This is a genomic window from Flavobacterium lindanitolerans, assembly GCF_002846575.1.
GTDB classification, from domain to species: domain Bacteria; phylum Bacteroidota; class Bacteroidia; order Flavobacteriales; family Flavobacteriaceae; genus Flavobacterium; species Flavobacterium lindanitolerans.
The window spans coordinates 234292-249272 of the sequence record NZ_PJND01000010.1 but is presented as its reverse complement, the minus strand read 5'-3'; the positions used below and the strand labels follow the sequence as shown (position 1 = coordinate 249272).

Sequence of the window (14981 nt, the reverse complement as noted above, 5' to 3'; positions counted from 1 at the left end):
TGCACTGCACGCCAAAACAGATGGAAACGTTACTACTTTATTACGTTTGCCATTCGGGTAATTATTGGTTATTCCGAAATAGGCGAAAACCGTTTTTTGTCATAATTGTAAACAAAAAAGAAGTATAAAAGCAAACGATAATAGTATCTTAATGATATAATCATCATAAATTAATACTTTTATAACTACTTTAAAAACGATATGATTCTGGAAACCAAGACCAAAGAAGTGAGCATGAAACCTGATTTTTTTGACAGAGATATCAGCTGGCTTTCATTTAACCAAAGAGTGCTTCTTGAAGCAGAAGCCAATGACGTGCCGCTTTTTGAAAAAATAAAGTTTCTTTCCATCTATTCCTCCAATCTTGATGAATTTTACAGGGTTAGGATACCGTCATTAATGGCACTCAAAAAAATTTCCAAAAACAAAAAGGAAAATAGCTTTGCCTATCAGCACATTCTGGATAAAATACAGCATATTGTTGACGACCAGCAACGGGTTTTTGGAACAATAATGACCCAAAAGATTCTTCCCGCACTCGAAAAAGAAAAATACCATCTGCTGTACAACGAGCCAATTCCTGAAAACATCCACAACGAAATAACCCATTACTTTTTTAAAGAAGTATTGGCATTCCTGCAGATTGTAGAAATAACAAAGGAAACGGATTTCTTTCCGGAGAATAACAAATTATACAAACTTGTTGTTGTCGAAGAAAATACAGACACACACCAGCTGTTTCTTCTAAACATACCATCAGACGATTTGCCACGATTTTTTGCCGTTAAAAAAGGAGCAAAAACATATATCCTTTTTCTGGACGATATTATCAAATTTGGCTTGAAATTTATTTTCAAAGACCAGAAACTGCCGGCAGATTATAACTTCAAAATAACGCGCGATGCGGCTCTGGAACTTGACGACGAATATGATGAGGCTATTGCCGAAAAAATGGAGAAGAAGATTGCCAAAAGAGATTACAGCTTTGCCACCCGTTTTTTATTCGATTACCGAATGCCGCCGCCTTTTTTACAGTCGCTGATAGATACTTTCAAGCTAAAAGATGCCACGATTGTTCTGGGCGGAAGCTACCATAATCTAAAAGACCTGGCTTCATTACCGCTAAAAAAACAAAGCCTTTCTTATACCGAAATGGTTCCGGTTTCTTTAGACGCCCCTGTAGCAAAGAGTATTTTTGATACCGTTGCAGAAAAAGATCTGATGCTGCATGTGCCATATCAGTCCTACGACAGCGTACTCCGTTTTTTTAACGAAGCTTCCATACATCCCAACGCCGAAGAAATATATGTAACGCTTTATCGCGTGGCAAGTGATTCAAGAATTGCCAATGCACTCATTAGTGCCGCCAGAAACGGGAAGAAGGTGACTGTTGTAGTAGAACTGAAAGCCCGTTTTGACGAAGCTAACAATATAAAATGGTCAAAACAATTGAAAAAAGCCGGAGTTAAAATCGTACACAGCATCCCGTCACTAAAAGTACACGCCAAAATAGCGCTGGTAAAGTTTAAAAAACAAAGTAAACTTCCGTCTATAGGATTATTGGCTACCGGAAACCTGAATGAAAATACGGCCCGTTTTTATACAGACCATATATTGATGACGGCTCATAAGGAAATGCTGAAAGATTTGGAAAAGACTTTCCTTCTTTTGGCTACCATCAAAAAAAATCCGAAGAGATACAAAATGGATTTTAAGCATTTGCTCGTGGCTAAATTCAACCTGCGGGAAAAATTTATTAAACTCATTGATAACGAAATCCAGAACAAAAGAAAAGGACTTGCTGCCGGAATCACCATCAAGCTGAACAACCTGGAAGAAAAAAGCCTGATTGAAAAATTATACGAAGCTTCAAATGCAGGAGTGAAAATCCAGCTGATTGTTCGTGGAATTTGCTGCCTTGTGCCGGGAATTCCGGGCAGGAGCGAAAACATTACGGTTCGCAGAATCGTAGACAGGTATCTCGAACACGGACGTATTTTTGTATTCGAAAATAATGGCAATCCGTTACTGTTTATGGGTTCTGCCGATTGGATGAACAGGAATATATACCACAGGATAGAAGTCTGCTTTCCGTTATATGACCCCATTCTGAAAGAAGAAATGCTCGATATTCTTAAAATTCAGTTAGACGATAATATCAAGGCTTCCTTATTAGGAGCATCGCTCGAAAATATTCCGGGAAAAAATGAAAAAGAACCAACACGTTCACAGGAAAAAATTCACGAATACCTGAAACGGAAATCCTAATCGAGTTCCATTGGATTTTCAATATCGACAAACTCGTTTTCGTTTTTAGAAATCACAATAGTTGCTACACCGTTGCCAATAAAATTGGTAATGGCTCTTGCTTCGCTCATGAATTTGTCAACCCCTAAAAGAAAGGCCAATCCTTCAAGCGGAATTTTGTGAATAGCTGTAAGTGTTGAGGCCAACACAATAAAGCCGCTTCCGGTAACTCCGGCTGCTCCTTTTGAAGTAATCATCAGCAGTCCGATAATAGTCAGTATTTCCCCAAAAGAAAGATGTACATTATATAACTGTGCTAGAAAAATGACACACATTGAAAGATAGATAGAAGTGCCGTCCAGATTAAACGAATATCCGGTTGGCACTACAAGTCCAACGACTGATTTGCTGCATCCCAGTCGTTCCAGCTTATCCATCAGATTGGGCAATGCAGGTTCAGAAGATGAAGTTCCTAACACGATCAACAGTTCGGCTTTCAGGTATTTTATCAGGTCCCAGATTCTCATTTTATAATAACGCATGATACCGCCCAAAATCAAAAAGATAAAAACGGCCATAGTCAGGTAAACGGTAAACATCAGTTTTCCTAAAGGAATCAAAGTGTGCAATCCGAACTTTCCTACTGTATAGGCCATGCCCCCAAAAGCGCCTAATGGTGCCAGGAACATCACAAACTTTAAAGCCTTGAAAACAATTTTTGAGGCTTTGTATAAGGTAGCTACTACAGATTCGCGTTTGCTGTAATAATTGAGCAAAATGCCGCAAACAATAGCCAGGGCTAAAACCTGCAAGGTGAAGTTATCCATGAAAAACTGCCACCAGTCAAATTCAGTCCTTGGATTGGAGGTGTATTTTGAAGCATCCTGAATGTCAAGGCCAGACTTGTCGATTTTTCCGGGTTGGATAATATAAGCCGCTATAATGCCAATAGCCAGGGCGAATGTGGTAACGATTTCAAAATAAATCAGCGCTTTTATCCCGATACGGCCTACTTTTCTCAGGTCACCCATACCGCTGATTCCTAAAACAATAGTAAGAAAAATAATCGGGGCGATAAAAAGCTTGACAATCTGGATGAAAGTATCACCTATGACCTTCATTTTTGTGCCGGTTTCGGGCAAATAATGTCCAACCAAAACTCCGGAAATAATTGCTATCAGCACCCAAAAAGTAAGATTGGTGACTATTTTGAATAAAAGGCCATTATTTTTTGCAATGCTTTCGCCCATAAAAGGAAATTAAAGCGTGCAATTTAAAGTCTTAAAATGAATTGGCTCGCAAAAAGAAGATATTTTTTAGCTATTTCAGCTTTTTCAGGATTTCTTTTGAAGCTAATTTGTATGCCGCCGAATGATTTGGATAATCCTGTGTCAAAATGGTCTTGAGCTCCGGATATATCCAGTCGTTTATTTTTCCAAAAGCATAAAGAGCCCTCATGGCATAAGCCTTGGTGGCTACTTTCTGGTCGCTGATAAGCCAGTCAAAACAGGATTCTACCATCAGTTCCAACTGCTCGTCTGTCAGAAAAATTGCTCCCAACTTTTTCTTTTTCAAATGGTAGGTTGCAGAAAAAAGACATATTTTAGAAACAGAACGTAATGCCCCGTCATGCGAATAGGACGACAGTGTCTTGCTAAAAACATCAAGATAGGGAATAAGCCATTCGATATGCTTTTCAAAAACCAATTCCGAAGTCCAGCAGGCTTTATAATGATTTTTGTTTTTGGTGTCTAACAGCACGCCCATTAAAACAGGCAACAGTTCCGGATTGGCAGAAATACTGTCAGATATTGATTCGCGGCTTTGCCTGTGTGCCGTGCTATTTTCTAATTTTCGGATAAAATCAGAACTCATTTTTATGCTTTTTTAATAACTAGTTCCAAAACTAGACCTATTGCAATGGTCAGGACCGTAAACATGATGAAAAAATAAATATAGGTCAGTATTGTTTTCAAAATGTTCTTTATGGTAGATTGAGTGTCAAAAAACTGATTATAGGTCCAAAAAGCAAGCAGTATATCAATAAACACAGATATTACGGAAAGTAGCAAAATAGTTTGGGTGCCGCTGTAAATATAAAGAAGCGGGAAAAAAATAAATTGAAGCATTAGTTTTTGTCCGGCAATGAAACCGTTTAGCACCAAATGTTCTACCAAATTATAGCCTGTTTTTCGAAAAGCAAGAAAAGAGGCGATTGATAGGAGAGGAATAGTAAACAGGGTAGCCAATGCATAATGTGCAGTAATCCAATCTCCCATAACATTGAATGTCTGACCCGTATCTTCGCCGGTTACATTAGCGGGAATTTCAATATGGAAAAAATGATACAGCAACCCGTAGAAAGAACCGAGCAGGAAGACCAACGAGGTAGGTTTGAAATGGCTGACTCTTTTGCCTTCGATAAATTCCCTGATGGAATGACCGGGTCTCGTAAAAAGTTCTTTGGCAGTAAAAAGCAAACCTTTGTCAAAATGAAAAATGCCATGTTGTATGTCGTGCCAGAGGTAATGAAAATTTATAGGATGCGTGTGAGTAGACTGTCCGCATTCGCTACAGAAATTTCCATTAACTTCGTGTTCGCAATTCTTGCAAATCGGATTCATAGAATTAGGCTGTTTGGAGTAAAAGTATTAAAATAAAATAACAGCCAAAAGTTTATAATGAAAGGTGAGGTAAAAAAAAACTCTGTTAATAACCGTTGTGCCCCTGCGCCTTTGCGAGCAATTATTTCACGCAAAGACGCAAAGGCGCAAAGAGTGGTTTGTCTGAAAACTTATTTTTTAAAAGCCACTCTCCATATCGTATTGCCGCTGTCGTCATTCACCAATAACGAGCCGTCTTTCATAACCGTCACAGCAACGGGACGTCCGTAAACTTCCGCTTTTTCTTCGTTGGCAATGAATCCGGTCAGGAAATCTTCGGGTTTTCCGGAAGGCTTTCCGTTTTTAAAAGGTACAAAAAGCACTTTGTATCCGCTTAGTTTTGAACGGTTCCAGGAGCCATGCTGTCCTACAAAAGCCCCGTTTCTGTATTTAGCCGGAAAAGCATCTTGGTTGTAAAAAGCAAATCCGAGTGAAGCGGTATGTGCACCAACAGAAACATCGGGAACGATAGCTTTGGCAACCAGTTCTTTTCCCTCTCCTTTCATTCTTGGGTCTGCAATTTGTCCGTAATAGGAATAAGGCCATCCGTAAAAACCTCCTCTTTTTACGCTTGTAATATAATCAGGAACAAGTTCGTCACCCAAATCATCGCGTTCGTTTACGGCAGTCCAGAGTTCGTTATTGGCAGGATTCCAATCCATTCCAACAGGATTTCGCAAGCCGCTGGCATAAATTTGTTCTCCGGTTCCGTCAGGATTGATTTCTAAAATATTGGCGCGCCTTTTTTCTACTTCCATCCCGTGCTCAGCATTGTTGCTGGCAGAGCCTACGGAAACATATATTTTTGAACCATCAGCATTGGCAAGCAGATTTCTTGTCCAGTGATTGTTATAACCTCCGGCAGGAAGTTCCAGTATTTTTGTTCCGTTTCCTCTTAGCTTTAAGTCACCTGCACTGTATGGAAAACGAAAAAGACCATCAGTATTGGCTATGTAAAAATAATTATCAAGAATCAGCATCCCGAAAGGCATGTTAAGCCCGTCTTTAAAAATTTCACGGGTCTCAAAAACGCCATCACCATCCTTGTCTCTGAAAATAGTAATTTGGTTGGCGCTTTTAAAAGTGTTGCTTTCCACTACAAAAATATCATTGTTGGGAGCAATATAGGTCCAGCGTGGATTTTTCAATCCGTCTGCAAATTTTGTTACCACAAATCCTTCCGGAGCTTTAGGTGTAACTCCTTCAGGCCACTCTTTCATGCGGCTTATTTTTCGGGCAGATTCTGTAGCATACGGAGCAGGAAGTTCCAAATCGCCCACAGCAGTTTTTACAATAGTAGTACTGTTTTTTACAGGCGGTTTCTTTTCTTGTCCGTTACAGGATAAGAATGAAAAAGCAATGCAGGAAAGTAGGGGTAAAATACGTGTTTTCATAGCTTGGAAAAATTAGTGGTTGTATTTTCAGGATATTGAATTTACTGATTTTAAATTTTTTATCTTCGGAGTTTAAAGAATATTAAAAAACATTTAACAAAAATAAAATTGTAATAAAACTGAAATAAATTGTAAAATAGCTGGATTCTATTTTAGTATATTTGCAACTTATTATTTAATAAAATCATTGTGATACAACTTCACGACAAACATTTTGTTCCTTTCATCAGCGGAAAGGAAATCGATTCAGCTATAGCCAAAATGGCGCAGGAAGTAGCTGAAGACCTGGACGAAGAGATACCCTTATTTGTGGGCGTCTTAAACGGCGCCTTTATGGTGGTTTCAGATTTTATGAAACACTATCCGAAAGCCTGCGAAGTAAGCTTCGTAAAATTAGCCTCCTATGAGGGCACTACTACAACCCATGAGGTGAAAAAACTCATCGGACTTAATCAAGATTTATCGGGAAGAACCGTTGTCGTAATAGAAGATATTGTCGACACAGGAAATACTTTGGTCGAGCTGAAAGCAATGTTTGAGTCCCAAAATGTAAAGCAGCTTAAATTCGCTACCTTATTTTTAAAGCCCGAAGCATACAAAAAAGACATAAAAATTGATTATATTGGTATTGAAATTCCAAACAAATTCATTGTAGGCTATGGCCTGGATTATGATGGGCTCGGAAGAAACATTCCGGAAATATACCAATTGAAAGATTAAGTCGGATTAGAAAATGAAATATTTTGGATTGAAAAACCTGGCATATAATAACTCACAACTAACAAAATGATTAATATCGTATTATTTGGGAAGCCTGGAGCAGGAAAAGGAACCCAGGCTGAATTCTTAAAAAAGAAATACAATCTGACCCATCTCTCAACAGGAGATATTTTTAGGTTCAATATTAAAAATGAAACAGAGCTTGGCAAATTAGCCAAGACCTATATGGATAAGGGAGATTTGGTTCCGGATGAAGTAACCATCCAGATGCTTCAAAGTGAAGTAGATAAAAACCCGGAATCTAAAGGATTTCTTTTTGACGGATTCCCAAGAACCCTGTCACAGGCAAAAGCTCTGGATAACTTTTTGGAATCTAAAAACGAAGAAATAACGGCAACGGTTGCTTTGGAGGCCAATGATGAAATTTTGGTAAAAAGACTTTTGGAAAGAGGAAAAACTTCAGGAAGACCAGATGACCAGGATGAAGAAAAAATCAGAAACCGTTATCAGGAATACAACGAAAAAACAGCTCCTTTAATGGACTATTATAAAGCACAGAATAAATTTCACGCTGTGGACGGAATTGGTTCCATAGAAGAAATTACACATCGGTTAAGTACAGTAATCGATAGCCTTTAACTTAATTTATAAAACTTGGAAATAGCTATAATTTTCTTTTTAATCCTTTTGAATGGTGTTTTTTCGATGTCGGAAATCGCATTGATATCAGCGCGAAAAAACAGGTTGGAAACTTCTGCAAAAAAAGGGAATCCCAGCGCCAAAACTGCTTTGGATTTGGCCAATTCGCCAAACAAATTTTTGTCGACTGTTCAAATCGGAATCACATTAATCGGAATCTTAACAGGTATTTATTCAGGTGATAATATCACTGGCGATGTAAAGATTTTCCTGGACCAGTATGAATTCCTGCAGCCGTATTCAGCAAACCTTTCGGTTGGAATCGTGGTTGTTATTCTGACATTCTTCTCCTTGGTGCTTGGCGAATTGCTTCCTAAAAGAATCGGGCTCAATTATCCTGAAACAATTGCAAAGACGGTAGCCTTGCCTATGAAAGTAATTTCGATAATTACCGCGCCTTTTATCTGGCTTTTGACCATTTCAACAGAATCTTTGCTGAAATTGTTCAGAATCAGGCCAACGGCAGATGGTAAAGTTACCGAAGAAGAAATTAAGGCCATTATCAAAGAAGGAACTGAAGTAGGAGAAGTACAGGAAATCGAACAGGACATCGTGGAACGTGTATTCCATATTGGTGACAGAAAGGTAAACTCCTTGATGACCCACAGGAAATCGGTTGACTATCTTTCATTGGAAGATGACCTTCCTACACTTAAACAAAAAGTTCTGGATGAAATTCACTCCGTTTATCCGGTTTGTGAAGAAAGCCTGGACGAAGTTGTTGGGGTTGTGCTGTTAAAAGATTTGTTTGCCAAATTTGAAAGCGGTGACTTTAACCTTAGAGATATAATGAAGGAGCCGGTCTATTTGATAGAACATACTTCTGCCTATAAGGCATTGGATATTTTCAAGAAAACCAAAGTACACTATGCCATAGTAACAGACGAATACGGAATCACACAAGGTATGATTACCCTGAACGACATTCTGGAAGCTCTGGTAGGTGATGCGTCAGATTTCTATCATGAAGAATTCCAGCTTGTGGCAAGAGAAGACGGTACCTGGTTGGTTGACGGACATTATTCGTTACACGACTTTTTGACCTATTTTGATTTGGATGAACTGATTAACGATTATGAAGTTACGACAGTAAGCGGCCTAATCATGACAGAGCTTTCCTATATACCAAAACAGGGCGAAAAATTAATCTGGAACTTATTTGAATTAGAAGTTATAGATATGGACGGCGTTAAAATCGACAAGGTTTTAGTCCGTTCGCTAAAAGAATAAACAAAAAGAAACAGTATAAAGTTTAAGGTTTAGAGTTGTCAGTATACTGTAGCTTTAAACCTTAAACTTTACACTTTAAATAAAGAAAATGACAGAGGGAAATTTTGTAGATTACGTTAAGATTTATGTTTCTTCCGGAAAAGGAGGAAAAGGGTCGACGCATTTGCATAGAGAGAAATTTATTGAAAAAGGTGGTCCTGACGGAGGTGACGGAGGACGGGGCGGACACGTATATCTGGTAGGAAACAAAGGACTTTGGACATTGTTCCATTTAAAATTTGCAAAACACGTCAAAGCCGGACATGGTGGCGACGGAGGAAGTGCCAGAAGTACAGGTGCTGACGGAGAAGATAAGTATATTGAAGTACCGTTGGGAACCGTAGTGCGCGATAAAGAAACCAACGAAATCTTATTCGAAATCACCGAACACGGCGAGAAAAAGATTGTGGTAAAAGGCGGAAAAGGCGGATTGGGGAACTGGCATTTTAGAAGTTCCACAAACCAAACCCCAAGATATTCGCAGCCCGGGATGCCGGCTAATGAACTGGATATTATTCTGGAACTTAAAGTTCTGGCCGATGTAGGTTTGGTAGGATTTCCAAATGCAGGAAAATCGACTTTGCTGTCTGTATTGACATCTGCAAAACCAAAAATTGCGGATTATCCGTTTACAACCCTAAAACCGAATCTTGGAATTGTAGCCTACAGAGATTTCCAATCGTTTGTAATGGCAGATATTCCCGGAATTATTGAAGGTGCTGCCGAAGGCAAAGGACTGGGGCATTATTTCCTGAGACATATCGAAAGAAACTCAGTATTGCTGTTTTTGATTCCTGCTGATGCAGACGATATTAAAAAAGAATATGAAATTCTTTTGGATGAGCTGCGACGCTATAATCCGGAAATTTTAGATAAGGAACGCTTTATCGTAATTTCTAAATCAGACATGCTTGATGAGGAACTGAAAGCAGAAATGAAAGCACAGTTGGACAAAGAGTTTAAAGGCTTGAAATACCATTTCATATCGTCAATAGCAAACCAGGGATTAGTAGAATTAAAAGACAAACTTTGGCAGATGTTAAATGCTGAAGAAAATCAGTAATAAAGACAAACAAATATAAAAGGCGACCATCAGGTCGCCTTTTATATTTTATTTTCGTCTATCCGCTTGAAAAATCATCTTTATAGGCGCCAACAGGCAACTCCTTATTGTTGATGAAAACAGAGTAATTATAAGTTGGTTCGATTTGTTTTACCTACACTTTAGTGTAGTATGCATTGCCGTATTCCAAATTTACATTTCAGATATCAACCAGCCCTGATGTAAGGCCAAGCTGCGTTATCAATAAGGAAAGTGTCTTTCAGGATATTGTAATTGACGACAGCCAGAACGCATTGCGAAAAGCAATAGAAGTGATACAAAAAGAAAAATTGAAGCATCTGCAAGGATGCTTTTTTTATGAGTTTAAAATGGTTGATATAAATTTTTCAGGCACGTAAACCGAATGTGAATTATTCGTTATTTTTGTGTGAACAAACGTTTTACTTCGATTCCCCACCGCTTCTTCTGGAACCACAGAATTAGTTTTAGGACTTGTTTTGCAGAAGAACATAATAGAGTTAGATTTTATGAAAATCAACTGGAAAAATGATTTTACCGTTATGCTGTTGCGGCTTTTGGTCGTTTATGTCGCATTCATGCTCGGAAGATTTATCTTTTATTTTTTTAACGACCACCTGATTGACCCTATCCACCACAAGGATATTTTTTCTTTGCTTCGCGGAAGCCTGATGTTTGATACGGTTTCCATACTTTATCTGAATTTGCCTTTTATATTTTTGTCGCTGTTGCCTTTTCGGTTTCGGGAAAAAGAAAACTATCAGAAAAGGCTTTTCTGGGTTTACATGATTTCAAACAGCCTCGGGCTACTGGTCAATTTTGCGGATGTGTTTTATTATCCATACAAACAGTCCCGATTGGTTTTAGGAGATTTGTTTTTGGTTAAGGAAGACAGTTTCTCACTTTTGATACTCGACTTTATGGTTGACTACTGGTATGGCTTTATCTTCTATTTTCTTGTACTGGCTATGCTTTGTGTGGGCTATAGGCGTATAGGATATGAAAAATCCATATTATCAAACAATAGAGATTACTATGTGGTTAATTCGGCATATCTGGGTGTAATGGTTTTTCTAACCGTTTTTTTGGTGAGGGGAGCCAGTCTTTCAAAAGCTTCTTTCCCCATTTCGATGAGCGATGCTTTTCTTTATACAAGCAATGCTTCCCATACTTCCTTGATATTGAGTAATCCTTTCTGCCTTTTCAGGACAATAGGTAAATCTAAAAAAGTGCCTAAGCTTGAATATTTTGATAAAAGTACTGCCGAAGCTTATATGCCTACAACACACATGCCGTCGTCTTCAGGCAAATTTAAGATTGACCGGAATACCAATGTTTTTATCATAATTTTAGAAAGCTTCGGAAAAGCCCATATCAAAAGCCTTTCCGACCAGTTCAAGCCTAAACAGGAAACGCATACGCCGTTTTTAGATTCGCTCTTTAATGAAGGCTATCTCTTTACGAATGCGCATCAAAACGGCTACCGGTCTATGGATGCCTTACCTGCTATTTGGGCTTCAATTCCTACTTTCAAAGAACCGTTTCTTTCATTGCCAAATTCTGTTGCCGATTATCATGCGTTGCCGGCCTGTATGAATGAAATGGGCTACCATACGGCTTTTATGCACGGTGCCGTAAAAGAATCGATGGGATTTGTGTCTTTTGGAAAAAACCTCGATATTAAAGAATTCCAGTCCAGAGAAGAGTATGAAGAAGCAAAAGGAGATGATGACTTTGATGGGAAATGGGGGATATGGGATCATAAATTCTGGCCTTTTGTTCACGAAAAAATCAACGTGATGCCAAAACCTTTTTTTACGACTGTTTTTACGCTTTCATCCCATCATCCGTTTAGTATTCCGGCAGAACTTAAAGGCAAATTTGCAGAAGGAACGCTCCCGATACACCGTGTGATTAAATATTCTGATTATGCGTTGAAGACTTTTTTTGAAGGAATAAAAAAGGAACCGTGGTATAAGAACACTCTTTTTGTTATAACGGCAGACCATGCTTCCGGGGCAGATTCGCCAAAGTTTTTAAAGCCGCCTTTTGATTATTCTATTCCGATTTTGTTTTATCATCCGGGAAAAAACTTTAAAGGAACAGATGATAAAATTATGCAACATATAGATATCATGCCCACACTTTTAGGAATGCTTGATTATGATAAGCCTTATTTTGCTTTTGGTAAAAATCATTTTAATAAAGAGGAGCAGGAAAATCATTTTGCAATTAATTTTTCAAATAGCGCCTTTAACTGCACAACCGATTCCTATTATTACCAGTTCAATGAAAAAGACATCTTGGTCAAATCCGATTACAGAAAAGACCCGTTGTGGAAAAATAATCTTCTGAAAAGTAAAACCCCTCAGGACAAAAAAAATGTTTTGTACTTCAAGGCATTTATTCAGCAGTATTATTCGCATCTGAACGAGAGAAATTTTCTGCCGCAACAAAAAAGCAGGAAAGCAAAGGAAATAGCAGGTCGTGATGAAGATATCATATTAAAAGGGCAGGAAACAAGAAGTCTAAAACAAAAGTTAAAATTGCGATAACGATTTAGTTTTCTCATCGTTTATAAGTCTAAAATTCCAAAATGGAGTTATATTCGCATCGCAAAAATATATGTCAGGCAGTCAAAATGTAACAAAAAATCATTTTATGCGACTACTCACATACCTATTAAACTTTAAATACTAATAAATGAAAAAAATTATTTTATCCTTAATTACAGCTATACTGCTTGTTCCTACAACAGTAAAGGCTGACGAAGGGATGTGGTTCCTGATGTTCATTGAGCGTTTGAATCACCGTGACATGCAAAAAATGGGATTGCAACTGACTTCTGAGGAAATCTACAGTATCAACCATTCAAGTATTAAAGACGCAATTGTTCAGTTCAATGGTGGCTGTACTGCAGAAATTATTTCTAATCAAGGTTTGGTTTTGACTAACCACCACTGTGGTTATGATGCGATTGCTGAAGTTTCTACTCCAAAAGACAACTATTTGAGAGATGGTTTCTGGGCAAAAGACAAGAAATCTGAAATCAAGCCAAACTCACTTTATGTACGTTTCTTTGTGAGAATGGACGATGTTTCAAAAAGAATTCTTTCTAAAGTAAATGACGGCATGAGCGAGGCTGAGCGCGAAAAAGTAATCAACCAGGAAATTGCTAAAATCCAAAAGGAAAATGACGAAGGAGGAAAGTATACTGTTTCTGTTCGTTCTTTTTTCCAGGGAAATGAATATTACTATTTCGTTTATCAGGACTATAAAGACGTTCGTTTAGTTGGAACTCCGCCGGAAAGCATTGGAAAATTCGGAGGTGACACAGACAACTGGGAATGGCCACGTCACACAGGAGATTTCTCTATGTTCAGAGTTTATGCTGACAAAGACGGAAATCCTGCTGAATATTCTCCGGACAACGTTCCGTTAAAGCCTAAGCACCACTTGCCAATCAGCTTGAAAGGTGTTCAGGAAAATGATTTTGCTATGATTTTAGGTTATCCGGGTAGAACAAACCGTTGGATGCCGGCCGGAGGAATTGAGCAAAATGTAAAATTTGCATACCCTGCATGGGTTGAAGGTTCTAAAGCAGGTATGGACGCTATGAAATTCCACATGGACAAAAGCGACCAGGTTCGTTTAAACTACGCTTCTAAATATGCTTCTGTAGCAAACTATTGGAAAAACCGTCAGGGAATGATTGATGCATTGACAAAGTTCAAAACTGCCGCTACAAAACAAAAAGAAGAGGCTGAGTTCAACAAATGGGCAAACAAGCCGGAGAACAAGCAAAAATATGGTGATGTAGTTGCGACTATCAACAATTACTACAAAGCAACAAACGAAAAATCAAGACACGATAACTACCTGATTTCTATTTTAAGAAACAGCAGCCTGGCTGGTGGTCCTGCAAGTTTAGGAAACGGAATCGCTGCTTATGCCAAAGAAAATGATGCTAAGAAAGCAGAAATGCTTCCAAGACTTCAGGCAGCAATTGAAGGTGTTTACGAAGGTTTCTACCTTCCATTGGAAAGAGATGTATTGATTGCAGAATTAAACCTTTATGCTAAAAAAGCAGGTTACAAACTTGACCCGTTCATTGAAGGGCTAGCCAAAGAAAACAACAATGACTTCACGAAATTTGTAGACGAGGCTATCGCAGAGAGCGCTTTTGCTACAAAAGAAAAAGCTGAAGCATTTTTGAAAAATCCAAATGTGGATGCATTGAAAAATGATAAGTTGTATTTACTTTCATCTAGCATTTTGGCTACTTACAGAAGCAAGCCGGAAGATTTGGCGAAGTTAGAAAATGATTTCCAAAAGTCATTCCGTCTTCTTGTAGAAGGATTGCGTGAGTCTAAACTTAACAAAATCAAATATCCGGATGCAAATTCAACTTTGCGTCTGACTTACGGTAAAGTTCGTGCATTACCTGCTGATAAGAGAAATGATGCAAAAATCAACAACTATACTACACTTCAGGGAACAATCAAAAAATACAAGCCAAACGACCAGGAGTTTGATTTGCCTAAGAGATTGATTGAATTGAACGATAAAAAAGATTTCGGGCCATATGCTGATAAAAAAGGATATATGCCTGTAAACTTCCTGACAGACAACGATATTACAGGTGGTAACTCAGGTTCTCCGGTATTGAATGGAAAAGGAGAGCTTATTGGTGTAGCTTTTGACGGTAACATCGAAGCTATGGCCGGTGACGTAATCTTTGATTCTAAACTGCAAAGAACAATCAACGTTGATATCCGTTATGTTTTGTTTATCATTGACAAATATGCCGGTGCAAAACATATCATTGACGAAATGACAATCGCAAAATAATTTTCAGATTAGTTATTAGTTCAAATAAATTAAAAAGCCGTTTCAGTTTTGAAACGG

At 38.3% G+C, this 14981-nt stretch carries 11 protein-coding genes; 7 read left to right on the top strand and 4 right to left on the bottom strand.

Annotation, left to right across the window (positions count from 1 at the left end; genetic code table 11):
* Window positions 1-201: 201 nt before the first annotated feature.
* Window positions 202-2268 carry a polyphosphate kinase 1 gene (gene ppk1, locus B0G92_RS15305; RefSeq protein ID WP_218971864.1) on the top strand — a complete coding sequence of 689 codons (2067 nt, stop codon included), beginning with the start codon at window positions 202-204 and terminating at the stop codon, window positions 2266-2268.
* Here ppk1 and B0G92_RS15300 read toward each other — a convergent pair.
* The 4 genes from B0G92_RS15300 to B0G92_RS15285 form a co-directional block, all read right to left on the bottom strand.
* On the bottom strand, window positions 2265-3497 hold the full coding sequence (locus tag B0G92_RS15300) for a cation:dicarboxylate symporter family transporter (protein WP_101472873.1): 1233 nt from the start codon (window positions 3495-3497) through the stop codon (window positions 2265-2267). The two genes, ppk1 and B0G92_RS15300, sit on opposite strands and share 4 nt — an antisense overlap.
* A gap of 70 nt (window positions 3498-3567) precedes the next feature.
* On the bottom strand, window positions 3568-4122 hold the full coding sequence (locus B0G92_RS15295) for a hypothetical protein (protein ID WP_101472872.1): 555 nt from the start codon (window positions 4120-4122) through the stop codon (window positions 3568-3570).
* Window positions 4123-4124: 2 nt separating this feature from the next.
* Window positions 4125-4871, bottom strand: a complete 747-nt coding sequence (locus tag B0G92_RS15290; RefSeq protein ID WP_101472871.1) for a DUF3667 domain-containing protein — start codon at window positions 4869-4871, stop codon at window positions 4125-4127.
* Window positions 4872-5041: 170 nt separating this feature from the next.
* Complete coding sequence (locus B0G92_RS15285) at window positions 5042-6304, bottom strand: PQQ-dependent sugar dehydrogenase (RefSeq protein WP_101472870.1); 1263 nt, start codon at window positions 6302-6304, stop codon at window positions 5042-5044.
* A gap of 189 nt (window positions 6305-6493) precedes the next feature.
* Between B0G92_RS15285 and B0G92_RS16825 the strand changes: the two genes are divergently transcribed.
* From B0G92_RS16825 to B0G92_RS15255, 6 genes are all read left to right on the top strand, one after another.
* Window positions 6494-7024, top strand: coding sequence for a phosphoribosyltransferase (locus tag B0G92_RS16825; protein ID WP_056068897.1), 531 nt, complete (start codon window positions 6494-6496; stop codon window positions 7022-7024).
* Between the two features lie 66 nt (window positions 7025-7090).
* Window positions 7091-7663 (top strand): adenylate kinase, encoded by a 573-nt coding sequence (locus B0G92_RS16820; RefSeq protein ID WP_056068895.1) that lies wholly within the window; start codon window positions 7091-7093, stop codon window positions 7661-7663.
* 15 nt (window positions 7664-7678) lie between these two features.
* Complete coding sequence (locus B0G92_RS15275) at window positions 7679-8953, top strand: hemolysin family protein (protein ID WP_082482183.1); 1275 nt, start codon at window positions 7679-7681, stop codon at window positions 8951-8953.
* An 88-nt stretch (window positions 8954-9041) separates the two neighbouring features.
* Window positions 9042-10055 carry a GTPase ObgE gene (gene obgE, locus B0G92_RS15270; RefSeq protein WP_056068891.1) on the top strand — a complete coding sequence of 338 codons (1014 nt, stop codon included), beginning with the start codon at window positions 9042-9044 and terminating at the stop codon, window positions 10053-10055.
* A gap of 527 nt (window positions 10056-10582) precedes the next feature.
* Window positions 10583-12628, top strand: a complete 2046-nt coding sequence (locus B0G92_RS15260; protein ID WP_101472868.1) for an LTA synthase family protein — start codon at window positions 10583-10585, stop codon at window positions 12626-12628.
* A gap of 148 nt (window positions 12629-12776) precedes the next feature.
* Window positions 12777-14924, top strand: a complete 2148-nt coding sequence (locus B0G92_RS15255; RefSeq protein ID WP_101472867.1) for a S46 family peptidase — start codon at window positions 12777-12779, stop codon at window positions 14922-14924.
* Window positions 14925-14981: the final 57 nt, after the last annotated feature.